This is a genomic window from Nocardia sp. NPDC051787 (genome assembly GCF_040681325.1).
Classification (GTDB): domain Bacteria; phylum Actinomycetota; class Actinomycetes; order Mycobacteriales; family Mycobacteriaceae; genus Nocardia.
This window is the reverse complement of record NZ_JBFAYO010000054.1, coordinates 1-15,878: the sequence shown is the minus strand read 5'-3', so window position 1 is coordinate 15,878 and position 15,878 is coordinate 1. Positions and strand designations below refer to the sequence as shown.

At 63.8% G+C, this 15,878-nt stretch carries 9 protein-coding genes; 2 read left to right on the top strand and 7 right to left on the bottom strand.

The window, feature by feature from the left end; genetic code table 11:
- Positions 1–192: 192 nt before the first annotated feature.
- Complete coding sequence (locus AB0M45_RS32840; protein ID WP_364337193.1) at positions 193–729, bottom strand: hypothetical protein; 537 nt, start codon at positions 727–729, stop codon at positions 193–195.
- Between the two features lie 232 nt (positions 730–961).
- On the bottom strand, positions 962–1,237 hold the full coding sequence (locus tag AB0M45_RS32835; RefSeq protein ID WP_364337191.1) for a hypothetical protein: 276 nt from the start codon (positions 1,235–1,237) through the stop codon (positions 962–964).
- Between the two features lie 338 nt (positions 1,238–1,575).
- On the opposite strand from AB0M45_RS32835, the gene AB0M45_RS32830 reads away from it, so the two are divergent.
- On the top strand, positions 1,576–1,764 hold the full coding sequence (locus tag AB0M45_RS32830) for a DUF2625 family protein (RefSeq protein WP_364337189.1): 189 nt from the start codon (positions 1,576–1,578) through the stop codon (positions 1,762–1,764).
- Here the strand turns inward: AB0M45_RS32830 and AB0M45_RS32825 are convergent.
- A complete protein-coding gene (locus AB0M45_RS32825; RefSeq protein ID WP_364337187.1) occupies positions 1,728–2,150 on the bottom strand; it encodes a helix-turn-helix domain-containing protein in 423 nt (140 codons plus the stop codon). The genes AB0M45_RS32830 and AB0M45_RS32825 overlap by 37 nt on opposite strands.
- A gap of 83 nt (positions 2,151–2,233) precedes the next feature.
- Here AB0M45_RS32825 and AB0M45_RS32820 point away from each other — a divergent pair, with 83 nt between their 5' ends.
- Positions 2,234–3,049 (top strand): hypothetical protein, encoded by an 816-nt coding sequence (locus tag AB0M45_RS32820; RefSeq protein WP_364337185.1) that lies wholly within the window; start codon positions 2,234–2,236, stop codon positions 3,047–3,049.
- 268 nt (positions 3,050–3,317) lie between these two features.
- Here AB0M45_RS32820 and AB0M45_RS32815 read toward each other — a convergent pair whose 3' ends face one another.
- From AB0M45_RS32815 to AB0M45_RS32800, 4 genes are all read right to left on the bottom strand, one after another.
- Positions 3,318–3,770: a hypothetical protein gene (locus AB0M45_RS32815; protein ID WP_364337182.1), complete on the bottom strand. Its 453-nt coding sequence runs from the start codon at positions 3,768–3,770 to the stop codon at positions 3,318–3,320.
- Between the two features lie 345 nt (positions 3,771–4,115).
- On the bottom strand, positions 4,116–10,487 hold the full coding sequence (locus AB0M45_RS32810) for an amino acid adenylation domain-containing protein (RefSeq protein ID WP_364337180.1): 6,372 nt from the start codon (positions 10,485–10,487) through the stop codon (positions 4,116–4,118).
- Positions 10,484–13,633 carry an amino acid adenylation domain-containing protein gene (locus tag AB0M45_RS32805; protein ID WP_364337178.1) on the bottom strand — a complete coding sequence of 1,050 codons (3,150 nt, stop codon included), beginning with the start codon at positions 13,631–13,633 and terminating at the stop codon, positions 10,484–10,486. The genes AB0M45_RS32810 and AB0M45_RS32805 overlap by 4 nt, the downstream gene beginning before the upstream one ends.
- A gap of 115 nt (positions 13,634–13,748) precedes the next feature.
- Positions 13,749–14,999: an MFS transporter gene (locus tag AB0M45_RS32800; protein ID WP_364337176.1), complete on the bottom strand. Its 1,251-nt coding sequence runs from the start codon at positions 14,997–14,999 to the stop codon at positions 13,749–13,751.
- Positions 15,000–15,878: the final 879 nt, after the last annotated feature.

Sequence of the window (15,878 nt, the reverse complement as noted above, 5' to 3'; positions counted from 1 at the left end):
TCGCCGGCCAGTGCCGCAGCTCGGATACCAGCGGTCTTTCCGCCACCTGTCCAGCGCCGCAACCAGTTCCGCGGCCGACCGGAGTCGTCGTCGCGACCGATTGCCCACACCGCATCGGCTGGTAGCAGATTCAGCTGGTCGGCGAATTCCCCTGGCAGCAAGGGATCGTGCGGTTTCATCGTGCCGGGGATCTCAACTGTCCCACCCGAGGTGCAGGATGGTGGCCCGTCCCGGGGCCAGTAGCAACCAATCTGTCCACACCGCCGCGTACCAATCGCGCGGCTGGAAATCCACTTTTGCGACCGAGCGGATTTCGCCCAGCTCTGTGGCGATCAGATCGGCCAGTTCCGCACCGAGTCGCGCCGCCTCGGCGCACTGCTGCTCTGTCAAATGATCGAAAGGATTTTCACTGACGTGGTCGATCAGCGCCCGCCGCCAGCGTCCGTCGTGTTTGCGATGGGTGACCCCGGCGACCGTGCCCTTGGCCTCGCCAGCCCGATAGACCTGTGCGGCACATGCTTTCAATGCCGCCGGATTCGTCGGGAAGCGATCCAGCATGACGATAGGATAGAGGTCCACGTGGGCGATGAAACCGGTCCCGATTCGTGCTCGGTCGATGCGGTCGACAATCTCGACCCAGCGGTCATGGGCCGCCGCGCTCAGCGACATGGCGCCACCGCCGCATTCAGCCCGCTCCGCAGGGCGCGGGAACGCGCCGACATGCCCCACGAGGCGACAATCGAACCAGCGCCGATTTGTACGACAGTGTGCCGGCACATGGACGGCGTGGGGCGGCCGCCAGAATCTACCATTCGTTGAGCATCGCACGAGCCCCGCATTTCTTCAAAGCCATTACAGCCAGCCCGCTTGCGCCCGCCCTTTACTAAAGGGACTGTAAATTATCTCCAGCAACCCGGTCGGTGTGTTTATGGGTCAGCTACTACGGCCTCCGCGGGACGGGCTACGAGGTTTCCGGCCGCTTGCGATCCGGATCCCGGCGCCATGCGTCATACGCCGTTCGCACCGCGCTCGCCACGGCGACTGAACCCCCAGGAGGGGAACGATGCGGTATTGCAGACCAGTGCCGGCACTTGGTCAGTGCCGCGGTCAGATTCGCGGAAGATTGTGGATCGTTGTCACGCTCAACTGCCCAAACCACGTCCGCCAGCAGCAGATTCAACTGGTCGGCGAATTCCTCGCGCAGTACAGGAATCTGCTGTGTGGTGTCGGAAGTCACCTGGTCCGAAGATTCCCGAGTGCGCGCCTCCACGCGCACGGGAATTTACCTATATTTGAGCCTGTGGATCCGAATATTCATTTTCCCCGCAGGTCGCCGCCGGACCGTTGCGTCGGATAGCGATCGAATTCTCTTGCTATCGGACTGATTCGCGCAGACACCGAACCCCATCACTGGCATCATCGGCGCCTATGCGCACGGTTTCCGAACTCGCCGAGGCCGACGATCCCGCTTGGCCCGAAAATCCATCAGGAGTTGGCATCGGCTCCCGTCCCTGAGATTCTGCCGGTCCATCCCGCGAATGGCGTGCGGAATCTGTATCCGTTGCAGGTCAGTACGTGATCCGCGCTCCGGGCGCTCGCCGCCCATACACCGGCGGAGTGCTCGTCGACCACGGGTGGCTGCGGGTCTTCGGCGGTGGTGATCCCGCTCGGCGGATGCCCGGCCTCGCCGAGATGAGCCAGTGTAATGAACTGCTGCGCAAGGTCGGTTACCGCATTTCGTTGTCGGGATATTTCTCGTCGTAGGTGTGACGGGCGCGAGCGATGACGTCCCGGTGCTCTAGCGACCAATCAGCAAGCGCTTTGACGAGATGGGTCAGGCTGGCTCCGGTCTCGGTCAGGCGGTAATCGACCTGAGCGGGCACGGTCGGATAGACGGTACGAGACACCAGCCCGTCTCGTTCGAGCCGACGGACCGTGAGTGTGAGCATGCGTTGGGAGATGCCGTCGATTGCTCGTTGTAGCTGCCTGAAGCGGCGTGGTCCGTTCGCGAGTTCAACGATGACGAGCACCGACCACTTGTCCCCGACCCGGTCGAGGACGTCGCGGATACCACAGTCCGGATGATGGGGCTGCCCGCATGGGTCCAGCTCGGCTACCCCTGCGGTTACATCGGTGTGCGTGGGTGACATCGAACTGCCTCCTTGTGAGCGAATCTGGAGTGAATAAGGATCCATCCTAGTTACTGAAAGGAACCACGAAGGACTGTGAACTCATGATTCTGGTGACCGGGGCCAACGGACATCTCGCCTCCCTCACGCTGGCTGAACTACGGGCGCGCGGGGTCGAAGCCGTAGGAGGAAGTCGTACCCCAGGAGACGGCGTACGACGCCTGGATTTCGATAGTCCGGCCACTCTGGATCTGCAAGGCGTTTCCACCCTCGTGCTGGTCTCCGCCGGGTACGCCGAAGACGATCAGGTGATCGCCCGCCATGGCGCGGTCCTCGACGTCGCGGTCCGCGACGGCGTCACCCACGTCGTCTACACCAGCTTGACCACGGCCGGCGACCATCTCGGGTTCGCTCTCGCCCACCGCGCCACCGAGCAGCTTGTCAAAGACAGCGGCCTGGAATGGACACTGCTGCGCAACGGCCTGTATGCCGAACTGTTCGGCGCCCTGCTGATGTGGACCCCTAGCGGCGTGGAGTCGGCATTCGGCACCGGCGCACTGTCGGCGGTGGCGCGCGAGGATCTCGCGGTCGCGGCAGCAATCGTCGCAGCCGCACCCGCAGCACACGCGGGTAAGACCTACGACCTGGTCGGCGACCCGATCACAGCCAACGATGTCGCCGATCGGCTCGGCGTCACTCACAACACGATCGGCCTGGGCGAGTACCGCGCCCGCCTGCTCGCCTCCGATGAGCTGCTGCTGTTCCAGCCACCCATGCTCGCCTCGATCGCAACCAGTGTCCGTCACGGCTTCCTCAGCAACACGAGTCCTGACCTGCGCGACCTACTCGGGCAGCCGCTCATCGACCCACTCACGGTTGCTGCTGACAGCGCCGCCGCCTTGCGTCCTGGTCTTGCTTGAAATCCGGCATGGCACATTGGGCGGGGCGGGATGGGGAGTGGAATTCGATCAGGTCGCCCGATGCGAGCAGGTTGCGGGCGGGTCCGCAGCCTATCCGGCGGTGGGTGCGCAGGGCCGTGGACAGGGTGGCAAGGGCGGTCGGTTCGAGTTCGTCATCGGCGTCGAGATCCCGGCATTCGCCGGGATCCACTACGCGAGACACGGTCTTCCGCATGAATCCGCCCGAGAAGCCCGCGCCACCAGCCGGAGAGTGGCGCCGCTACGGACGTCAGTCAGGATCCCAGGCCGGTATGCCTTCGATCCGTCCCCGGTACGGGTGACGTTGCTGGAATGTTTCCTCCCACGTCAGCAGGCTTCCCGCGGCCGGGCTGAGGTCCGAGTGGAAGACGCGAGCCGCATGGGGCTCGGAGTTCGCGCGGTAGCGGACCACCCAGAGTTCCTCGATCGCGGATTTGAACTCCGCGAATGGAATACGTCTGCTGCGCAACGGGTCGAAGTGGTCTTCCATGTCCGCGTGTTCCGGAGTCAGTGCCACGGTCACTGATTCGCCTCCCACGACCTCGCGCTCCGACCGGCGCTGCTCGATCTGCGCTACGTAGTACAGGGCCATCAGGCACTTGTCCGGGTGGTAGCCGATATCGAGGAACAGGAACGTCCCGAGCGTGTCGTCATACTCGTCCGGGATCACCAGGATGCCCTGATCGTTCAGGTGGATGCTCATGATTTTCCGGTCTACGAATCGGTGGTGGTGATAGCGGCGTGCAAGCAAGAGTGACTGCGCGGCTTGCTGTGGTTCGAATCGCAACGGCTGACCGGCACTGAACCCGGCCGCGATTCCCGGATGACGGACAGTGCGCAGCACGCCTGGATGACCGAGAACCAGCTGAAACGCGCGGCAGCGACGCACCCAGGTGATCGACGTCGGGCATGCTCGTATCCGTCGCTGTCAGGAGACAGCCAGGGCGGCGCGGATGGGTGTGGTCTCACACGTCGTCGATGCTCTGTATTCTGGATCCCAGACAACATCGCTTCGATCGTGGACGTAAAGGCACTGGCTGCTTCACGATCACTGTCGACGATCGAGTCGCGTCGCCAGTTCGCTGATCGAGGGCATTTCGAACACCATTCGGACCGGCACGTCGACCCCGAGCTCGGACCGGATCGCGCTCACCAGACGCACGGCGAGCAGTGAGTGCCCGCCGAGGTCGAAGAAGGAGTCGTCGATACCGATCCGCTCGATATCGAGGATCCGGGCGTATAGGTCGGCCAGGGCCTGCTGCGCCGGCGTCTCCGGGGCACGGAACTGGCTGTCGGAGGTGTATTCGGGGGCGGGAAGTGCACGTTTATCGAGCTTTCCATTGGTGGTCAGCGGGAGTTCGTCGACCGAGACGATCGCGGTGGGCACCATGAATTCGGGCACCCATTCGCCCATTCTCGCTCGCACCGCGCGTTCGTCTATCGCGCCGACGACATATCCGACAAGGCGTTTGTCGCCGGGCTGGTCTTCCCTGGCGATGACGGCGGTGCGAGTGGTGTCCGCCGCCCGCGAGAGTGCGGCCTGTACTTCGCCGAGTTCGATGCGGTAGCCGCGGATCTTGACCTGATCATCGCCGCGTCCGAGGTATTCGAGTTCGCCATCGGCGGTCCACCGCACCAGGTCACCGGTGCGGTAGAGGCGGCCACCGTCGGGGGCGAAGGGGTTGGCGACGAAGCGGAGCGCGGTGCGGCCGGCGCGGTTGTGGTAGCCCTGGGCCAGGCTGTAGCCGGCGAGGTAGAGTTCGCCGGTCGTGCCGACGGGTGTTCGGCGCAGGCCCGGATCGAGTACGAAGAATGCCTGGTTGTCGAGCGGGCCGCCGATATTGCTCGCGGCGCTGTATGTTTCGTCCGCGCTGATCTCATGGAACGAGGTGTAGACGGTGGTCTCGGTCGGGCCGTACATATTGATCATCCGAGGCGGCCGGCTACCGGTGCCGAACCAGTGTCGCAGGCGACTGGGTTCGAGCATTTCGCCTGCGAGGACCACGGCGCGCAGCTTCAGCTGGTCCCGTGATCGATCGCGCAGCGCGGTGTCTTGCAGAGCATAGAACGCCGAGGGCGTCTGACTGAGTATCGTGACCTGTTCGGTGACGAGCAGGCGCAGCAAGTCCGCGGGGGAGCGGACCACGGTTTCGGGGACGACGACGAGTCGCCCGCCGTGCAGCAACGCGCCCCAGATCTCCCAGACCGAGACGTCGAAGGCGTAGGAGTGGAATTGTGTCCAGACCTGTCCTTCGAGGGTGATGCGCGCACCCGCCGCACGCAGCATCCGCGATACATCGGTATGGGAGATGGTCACACCCTTCGGTGTTCCGGTGGTGCCGGAGGTGTAGATCAAATAGGCGGTGCCCAGTGAGTTCGGATGTGGCAGCGGCGAGGTCGGATACGCGGTGGCCGCTGCCTTGTCGAGTTCGATGATGGCCGCCTCGCGCCCGGCGAGTCGTGCCGTCAGATCCGATGTCGTCACCACGACCGCGGGCGCCGCGTCGTCGATGACGAAGTGGACGCGCTGGTCCGGATAGGCGACATCGATCGGAACATAGGCGGCACCGGTCTGGAGAGCGGCGAGCATTGCCACGATGGTGTCGAGGGAGCGTGGCAGCAGCAGCGCTACGCGGTCACCCGGACCGACTCCGTGGTCGCGCAGTAGGTGCGCGAGTTGGTTGGCGTGCTCGGCGAGTTCGCGGTAGGTCAGCGATCTGTTCTCGAATACCACGGCGATCGCGTGTGGCGTATCGGCCGCCCTGGCGGCGAACATGGCGGGAATCGAGGATCCCGTCGCCGGCGGCCGGGCCAGGACCGAACGGTTGCCGAAGTCGTCGAGGACCCGGTGTTCGTCCGCGCCGAGTAGATCGATGGATCCGATCGGTGCATCGGGGTCCATCGCCACCGCCGTCAACACCCGCCGGAATCGGGCGATGAGCTGCTCGATCGTGGCAGTGTCGAAGACATCGGTTCGGAATTCGACAAGGCCGGTGATTCCCGCTGGTCGTCCGGTGCCGGTGAAGGTTTCTCCGAGGCTGAAGGTCAAGTCGGTGCGGGCTGTGCCGGTGTCGACCGGCACCGGTGTGATGTCGAGTCCGTCGAAGCCGAATTCGACCGCGGCATTGTTCTGCCAGGCGAGCATGACCTGGACGATGGGGTGGTGGGTGAGTGATCTCGCTGGTTGCAGTCGGTCGACGAGTAGCTCGAACGGGATGTCTTGATGGACGTAGGCATCGAGGCTGCGGGTGAGAACCTGGTCGAGCAATGCGCGGAAGGTGGGGTTGCCGGACGTGTCGGTGCGCAGCACCAGGGTGTTGACGAAGAATCCGATGAGGTCGTCGAGCGCGGCGTCGGTGCGGCCGGCGGAGGGTATCCCGATGGCGATGTCGTTGCTGCCACTCAGCTTCGAGAGCACGACCGCCAGAGCGGCCTGGACCACCATGAAACTGGTGACATTGGTGTCTCTGGCGACACGGTGTATTTCCTCGTGCACCTCGGTCGGCCATGCCACCGCAACACTGGCACCGCGGTAATCGGCTACCGGTGGATACGGGCGATCGGTCGGAATTTCCAGCCGATCCGGAACACCGGTGAGGATGTCCTCCCAATACGCGAGCTGTTCGGTGATCATACTCTCGGGATCACTGAGAGCGCCCAGGTAATCCCGCTGCCACAAGGCGAAATCGACGTACTGCACCGGCAATTCGTCCCAGCCAGGGGTAAGACCGCGGCATCGTGCCGAGTACGCGGTACTCAGGTCCTCCCACAGCGGACGCAACGACCAGCCATCGGCGGCGATGTGATGCATCGTAATCGCGAGGATGTGCTCTTCTTCGGAAACGGCGAAAAGTCTCGCCCGGAAAGGAATCTGCGTGGACAGATCGAATTCGTACCGCGCCTGCGCGCGGATCGCCTCGGCGACGCGGTGCTCCGGCCAGCCGGTCGCGTCGGTGACGCCCCAGCCGAGATCGGCGTCCGCCGCGGCGGTGATCACCTGTCCCGGCGTGCCGTCGGATTCGGCGAACGTCGTGCGCAGGCTCTCGTGCCGTCCGACGACATCGCGTAACGCGATGCCCAGCGCGGGCAGATCCAATCGCCCACGCACCCGCACCGCGACCGGAACGTTGTAGGTGGCCGACGGTCCCTCCAGCCGATGCACGAACCACAGTCGGCTCTGCGCGAAAGACAGCGGGATGACATCCAGCCCCAGTTCGGTTCTCGAATGTCGTTCGAGGGCCGCCCTTCTGGTGTGCGCGCGGCGCCCGGTTCGTTCGGTGACGATCGCGGCCAGGCCCGACACCGTCGGCTTCTGAAAGAGGGTGTGGATACCGATCTCGGCATCGAGTTCGGTTTTGACGGCCGCGATGACCCGCATGGCCAGTAGCGAGTGGCCACCGAGATCGAAGAAGGAGTCGTCGATACCGATCCGTTCCGTGCCGAGTATCCGGGAGTATATCTCGATCAGGGCCTTCTCGGCCGGAGTCGATGGTGCCCGATACGGTATGCCGGAGTCGAATTCGGGTGCGGGCAAGGCGCGCTTGTCCAGCTTCCCGTTGACGGTGAGTGGGAATGCGGGCAACACCATGATCGCCGCAGGCACCATGTAATCCGGCAGTCGCGATGCCACTGCCGCTCGCACGGCGGCGCCAGCCACCGCTCCGGTGACGTATCCGACCAACTGCTTCATCCCGGGCCGGGCCTCGCGTGCGAGGACCACCGCCTGTACGACTCCCTCGACCGCGGCCAGCGCGGATTCGATCTCGCCCAGTTCGATCCGGAAACCGCGAATCTTCACCTGATCGTCGCCGCGCCCGATGTACTCGAGCTCACCGGAGGAGTTCCACCTCGCCAGATCACCGGTGCGGTACATGCGCGAACCTGGCGGCCCGAACGGACATGCTACGAACCGCGACGCCGATAGCCCCGGTCGGCGCAGATACTCACGCGCCACGCCGCGGCCCGCGATATAGAGTTCCCCCACGACACCGACCGGCGCCTCGCGCAGCGCGCCATCCAGCACGCTGAGCGAGAGGTAGGCCAACGGAACACCTATGGGGCTGGCCGTCGTCCTCGTATCGGACTCGTGGACTTCCCGGAACGATGCGTGCACCGTGGTTTCCGTGGTGCCGTACATATTGATCAGCTGCGGTGCTGCGGGATGATTGTGCCACCACGGAAGCAGCCGATACGGCTCCAGCGCCTCTCCGCCGAATACCACGGTCTCCAGGGACAATGAATGCGGCTGCGCATACATGTCCTCCACCGTTTGCAGCGCATAGAACGCCGAGGGCGTCTGACTCAACACTGTCACCTGTTCGGCGGCCAGCAGCGCGTAGAAATTCGGTACGGACCGCACGACCTCGTCCGAAACGACCACGAGCCGTCCGCCGTGCAGCAACGCACCCCAGATCTCCCACACCGAGAAATCGAACGCGTATGAGTGGAACTGGGTCCACACCTGGCCCGCCGCAGCCGCGAATCCACTTTTGCGCACCGATTCGAACAGCTGTGTCGCGCTTTCATGGGAGATGGCGACGCCCTTGGGCGTGCCGGTGGTACCGGAGGTATAGATTATGTAGGCAAGATCACCAGGGCGTGGTGCGGGCAAGGTGGTCACCGGTTGCGACGCGATCACGGGATCGCCGACATCTACCACGACTACGCCGCGCCCGGTCAGCCGGTGGGAATAGTCGGCGGCGGTGAGCGCCGCCACCGGCCGCGCATCGGCAAGGACGAAATCGACGCGCTCGTCCGGATGTTTCACATCGATCGGCAAGTACGCCGCGCCGGTCTTGAGCACCGCCAGAATCGCCACGATCGCATCGGCTGACCGTGGCAGTAGCAGCGCAACGGTGTCGCCCGGTCGCACACCCCGCTCGATCAGCAGGTGCGCGAGCCGCCAGGACGCCAGGTCCAGCTCCTGGTAGCTCAGCGACCTGTCCTCGAACACCACTGCCGTCGTATCCGGCCGTCGCTGGACCTGTTCGGCAAACAATGCCGGAATGGTTCGGCCCGCGGCGTCGTCGGCCAAGGCCGCACGATTGGACAGTACCGCCAGCTGCGCCAGCTCTTGGTTACCCAGGATATCGATCGATCCGATCGACTTGCCGGGTTCGGTCACCACCGCGGTCAGGACTCGGTGCAGACGGTGCACGAGCCGGGTGATCGTGGCCGTGTCGAAGACATCGGTGCGGAACTCGACACTGCCACCGAGTCCCGCCGGTAGTCCGGTGCTGGTGCGGCGTTCCTCGATGCTGATCGTGAGATCGCTTCGGGCGGTGCGGGTATGAATCGGTACGGTGGTGATGTCGAGACCGTCGAATGCGTATTCGATCGTCGCGGTGTTCTGCCACGCGAACATGACCTGGACGATGGGGTTGTGGGTGAGCGATCGGGTGGGACGGAGGCGGTCGACGAGTATCTCGAATGGAACATCCTGATGCGCATAGGAATCGAGGCTGCGCTGACGCACTCGGTCGAGCAGCGTTCGGAAGCTGGGATTACCGGAGGTATCGGTCCGCACGACCAGGGTATTGACGAAGAAGCCGATCAGATCGTCGAGTGCGGCGTCGGTGCGGCCCGCCGTCGGTATTCCCACCGCGATATCGGTGCTGCCGGTCAGTCGGCTCAGCAGGACGGCCAAGGCGGCCTGGACGACCATGAAGCTGGTTGCGTTATTGTCCGTGGCAACCTGCTGGATCGCACGGTGCAGCTGGGCGGGCCAGTCGATCGCGACAGTGTCGCCGTGGTGATCGGCGATGGGCGGATAGGGTCGATCGGTGGGTAGCTCCAGCCGTTCCGGCAGCTCGGCCAGCGTATCTTCCCAGTAGGTAAGTTCTTTCCTTATCCGACTGTCCGGATCGTCGAGTTCGCCGAGGTATTCGCGCTGCCAGAGCGTGTAGTCGAGGTATTGGACCGGCAACTCGTCCCAGCCGGGTACTCGACCAGCGCAGCGCACCGAGTACGCGGTGCCCAGATCCCGCCACAGCGGGCGCAGTGACCATCCGTCGGTAGCGATGTGGTGCATAGTGACGACCAGGACATGGTCCAGCGCGGACACGGTGAACAACCGTGCCCGGAACGGGATCTGCCGGGTCAGGTCGAATGCTTTTCGTGCTTCTTCGCCGATGGTGTCGGTCAGCTGCTGCTGCGGCCAATCCGCCGCGTCGGTGATTTCCCAACCGAATTCGGCCTCGTCGGAGCTGATGATCACCTGCTCGGGGATGCCGTCCGTTTCGGAGAATACGGTGCGCAGGCTTTCGTGCCGGTCAACGACGTCGCTCAATGCGGCGGTCAGGGCCGGCACGTGCAGTGCGCCGTGCAGCCGAACCGCGACCGGAAGGTTATACGTTGCCGATGGTCCCGCCATGCGGTAGGTGAACCACAGACGACTTTGCGCGAACGACAACGGAATCACAACGAACCTCCTGAGCGATGCACCAGCTGATCCCTCGAATACCTTCGCAACGCGGGTTTTCGCGTGCGGTTGCCCTGTTCCGCCTGTGCGATGATGACCTCGGTAAGGTCGGATACGGTCGGCTTCTGGAACACGGTGTGGATCTCGATGTCGGCATCGAGTTCTGTTTTGACGGCGGCGATTATGCGCATAGCCAGCAGAGAGTGGCCGCCGAGGTCGAAGAACGAGTCGTCGACACCGACCCGCTGCGCGCCGAGGATTCGCGCGTAGATCTCGGTGAGCGTTCTTTCAACGGGCGTCGACGGCGCTCGGTAGGCCACCGCCGGGCCGTATTCGGGTGCGGGTAGTGCCCGTTTGTCGAGTTTCCCGTTCGATGTCAAGGGCAGCGCGTCGACCGTGGTGACGGCGGCGGGCACCATGAATTCTGGGAGCCGTTCGGCCATGCGGGCACGCACCGCGCGGGAATCGATATCGCCGGCCACATATCCGACGAGGCGTTTGTCGCCGGGGTGGTCATCTCGGGCGATGACGACGGTCTGGTCGGTGCCCGCGGCGTCCGACAGTGCGGCTTGTACTTCGCCGAGTTCGATGCGGTAGCCGCGGATCTTGACTTGATCGTCGCTGCGCCCGATGTATTCGAGTTCGCCATCAGTATCCCACCGCGCGATATCGCCGGTGCGATACAGCGGGCCTCCGTGTGGATCGAATGGGTTGGCTACGAAGCGCGTCGCGGTGAGCGCGGGGCGGTTGTGATAACCCCGCGAGACGCTGTGGCCCGCGATGTACAGTTCGCCCCGCACACCGACGGGTGTGCGTCGCAGGCTCGAGTCGAGGACGAAGAAGGCGAGATTGGCGAGTGGGACACCGACATTGCTCTCGGTACCGAGCGCATCCTTCTCGGTTACTTCATGGAACGAAGCATGGACCGTTGTCTCTGTTGTGCCGTACATGTTGATCATCCGGGGCGCGCGGATCGCCTTGTCGAACCACCGGCGCAGGCGGCGGGGCTCGAGTGCCTCACCCGCGAACACCACCGCGTGCACTGTCAGCCGATCCGGTGAATCACCCTGCAATGCATTGTCTTGCAGGGCGTAGAACGCTGACGGCGTCTGGCTGAGGGTGGTGACCTGTTCGGTGATGAGCAGCCGCAGGAATTCCGCGGGCGAGCGCACCACCGATTCGGGGACGACGACGAGCTTCCCGCCGTGTAGCAGTGCACCCCAGATCTCCCATACCGAGACGTCGAAGGCGTAGGAATGGAATTGCGACCACACCTGTCGCTCGAGCGTCAAATGCTGTGCTGCAGCGCGGAAAAGATTCGATACGGCGGCATGCGTGATGGTGACCCCCTTCGGAGTACCAGTAGTGCCGGAGGTGTAGATGAGGTACGCCGGGGCTTCCGAAATCGGATGCGGCAGCGGGGAACCAGGATAGCGGCGGATTGCCGGATCATCGGTTCGGACGAAGGCCATGCCATGGTCGGCCAGGCGTGGGGACAGCTGCGACGTTGTCACCGCTAGGACGGGGGCGGCATCACCGATGATGAAACCGATGCGTTGGTCGGGATAGGCCGGGTCGATCGGTACATATGCCGCACCGGTTTTCAGTACCGCCAGGATCGCCACGATGGCATCGAGGGATCGCGGCAGCAGCAGCGCCACGCGGTCTCCCGGACCGGCGCCGCGGTCGTGCAGTAGATGGGCGAGCCGGTTGGAGTCTTCGTCGAGCTCGCGGTAGGTCAGCGAGCTGCTCTCGAATACCACGGCGATCCCGTCCGGGGTGTCGGCCGCGCGGGCGGCGAACTGTGCGGGGATGGACATTCCGGTGCTGTGCGGTTCGGTGAGAATCGATCGGTTGCCGAAGGTGTCGAGCTCCTGATGTTCCTGCTCGTCGAGCAGGTCGACGGATACGATCGGCGCGTCCGGATCGGCTATCACCCGCGACAACACCTGGTGCAGGCGTCCGGCGCCGAGGGTCGGCGCGGTGCCGATGGTCCGGAGCACGAGGTCGCCGTCGTCGACGAAGAAGTAGTAACCCAGGCTCGGTACGGGGCCTGCGGAGAGCAACACCCGAGTCGCCGAGACGCCGCCGAAATCCCGTGTCGGGAACGGCGGGAAAAGATTGACCTCCACACCCGATCCGCGATAGGAGCCACGGTCGCGGTGATGCAGCTCCCGCACCGGGAACCGGCTGTGTGCCAATGTCTCTCGTATTCGCTGGCCGACCTGCTCGCACAGGTCTGCGAAGGTCTGACCCGGCCGTATGGTCACGAGCAGGGGCACCACACCGGCGATCATGCCGGGCCGGCTCTTGGACTCCGGGCGGGTTCGTCGTGAAACCGGAAAGTCCAGGCACACCTCCGAGGTCCCCGTTGCTATGGACGTCAGGAGGCCGCATGCGGCGGTGATGATCGCTGCCCGGCCGATACCGTTGGTTCGGGATGTTTCCTCGATGGCGGCCCGGACGGAAGGAGAGAATTTCATGGGCGCTGAGAACGTGTACGGAGTATCCCGATCGGCGTCGGCAGGGGCGCCGAACTCGACCGAGTTTTCCGGATGGGTGATCTCGGACCAATATTTACGGTCCGCGATATATTCGGCGGACTCGTCGTATTCCGACTCCATCGAAATCAGATCACGCAACGACCCGAAGGAATGCGGTTTTGGATCCGCCCCGGACCTCGATGCCGAATAGACGTCGGCAATCCGGTTTCCGATGAGCGCCAGGGTGGTTCCATCCATCACGATGTGGTGTCCACACAGGAAGAGGAAGGACCGCTCACCAGCGGTCCGCAAGAGCGCGAATCTGAACAACGGCCCGGTCAGCGGCATGTTCGCATGCAACTCCCGCGTTGCGATCGCGTACGCGTCCGACTCGGATTCGAGTTCGTAGCACGGCAGCCGCCAGTCCGGGTAATCGGTCGGAGCCTGGATGAGCCGGCCATTCGTCTCGGTAATGTGAACTCTGATCGCTTCCGCCTCGTCCACCACGCGGCGTATGGCGGATTCGAGGAGGGATTCGTCGATCGCTCCGTCGATCACGAGGAATTGACTGACGAGCCAGCCGTCGGCACCGGATATTTTCTGGGCAAGCCATACATCAACCTGCTCACGCGTTAGTGGAAATTGTCCCCGACTCGATGACATGCCGACCTCTTCCGGCTCATACTCATATGTGTATCTTGTGGCCGATCAGCTGCCGGCACTCGAGTTCTGGATCGCTGGTACTTCTCCGCTTCTCGTGGACGTCTGTCGTTGCGAATCAACCCGTGTTGGGCCGAGTTTGCGCAATCGTGGCTGGTTCCGTTGTGCCCGAGCGCATTCCCGCGTGTGCAGACCACGCGCCGACTATCGCGAGAATTCCGCATAGGAGCCACACGCCTCGACCGGTCGTCTGCCACGCGAGCACGCCGAGTGCGGGCCCGAGCGCCAGACCGGCCCCGAATACCGACTGATGCACGGCGACACAACGGGTCTTGACCGCCGTCGGGAAGGTGGCCGGATAAGCGAACATGGTCGGCCCCTGGATCATCATGCCGACCACCAGCACGATGGTGCCGATGGCGATCGGCGAGGCGCCGTGACCCGCTAGTGCGTATGTGGTGAGACCGATGCCGTGAATCGCGATGCCGAGGGCGACCGCTGTACTCGGCCGCCAGTGTTCCACGTACGCGGTGACTTTCAGCTCGAACACGATCAGTATCACCGACGCGGTCGTCAGCGTCGCACTGTAGAGGGCGGTCGAGTATCCATGTGCCGCCAAGTCCAGCGGTAGCGTCGCCAGGAATTGCACCCAGATCAGCGCGGTGATAAGTGTTGCGGCCAGGAACAGTAGGTAAGGTTGGTCGCGCAGTATCGTGCCGTATCCGGATTCCCGTTGCACCACGGGGACATCGGCGGGCGTAGGGCCCGCGACATTCGGCAATAGCCGCCAGGCGATCAGCGCGTAGCAGGACGCCGTGCACGCGTTGAACCAGAACAGTGTATTCCAGTCGACCGGGATGAGTGCGATGGCGATCAAGGGGCCGAGGGCCGCTCCGGTGTTCAGGGCGATACGAAACATCGAAAACGCCATCACCCGATGCTCATCTGGCATGAGATCGTTGAACAGGACCGCGGCGGCCGGGCGGTAAGACTGGGCGGCGAACCCGGCAAGCGCGACCACAGCGATGAGCACCGGGAACATGCCCGGTGTGCTCACCGCCGGAATCAGACCGAGGGCGAGTGCGGAACCGGTCATGCCGGTGACAATGGTGGTGCGTGAACCCATCCGTGCCGTCGATTCGCCGCCGGCCACCATGCCCAACACTGCCCCGATGCTGTAGACGGTGAGGGCCGAACCGGCTTGCCCAACCGAGAACCCCTGCTGCGTCAGATACAGCACGAGGTAGGCCTGCGCGAATGCGCCCAGCTGATTCACCATGATGCCGGCCAGCAGATACCGGGCCGTACGCGGAGTGTCCCGGAGTGTGGTGATGACGCCGGGGCGGTGGATGGCTTTCGTGGCACTCATCGGTGGGACCTGTCGACCGTCGTTGGCGAGGCGGCATCGGCGAGCAGCAGCTGCCACAGCCGCGCCCGCTCGGCGCGGGTGACATGGCGTATCGGCTGTGTGCCGATCCGGCGAAGGAAGTCGCGAAGCGGGCTGTGCGTCGCAACCGGAGGAAAGCTCATCGAATCCCTCATCTGTAACCGCTTCCCCACCTGCGCAAGAGCATATTGTCGCAGGCGACAACGCCGGACAGTAAAATGGAGAGAACTTACACTCACTTGATCTGAGTCGGGCATCCGAGCGGCGACGGACGGGATCATTCTGTGCAGTAGACCATTTTACCTTATGGGAATGTAAAAATCGGGACGCTATGCTGGCGCAGTATTCATCGATGTTGATAAGTGCGTCGGGTTGTGCTTACGGGGATTCTGATTTCCGGAGGTGAGTCGAGTGGCCCGTACGGGGTCCGAAGACTCGACTGGAGCGGTGGACTGAAAAGAATGTAAATAGCGAAGTCCGTGCTGTCTCTCGGATGGGCCGCGCTCTATGTTGCGTCGGGTTGCGATGCGAATTATCTCGCAACCGCACTCCCGATGGCCGCGCGGGCGACCATGCCCAACGGGGCATGGATACCGCACTCGGTCGACGTGACCAGCTCTGATTCATTGACCTCGGCTCGCCGAACGAATATGGCGATCGGCGGCCCACGGTTCCTCGAGCATCGAAGGAAATGCCCAAATATCGGCGGCGGACCTCAAGTGATGCTCAAATTTGCCGTTGGTCCGCATATTGATTCGCCGTGCGAGTGGCGCATCGTGTATCGATGGTGTGGCCCGCATGGCTGGTGCGCGCTTCGATACGTATAGTTGGGGGGGGGGGGGTGGCGGGCGCCACCATGGG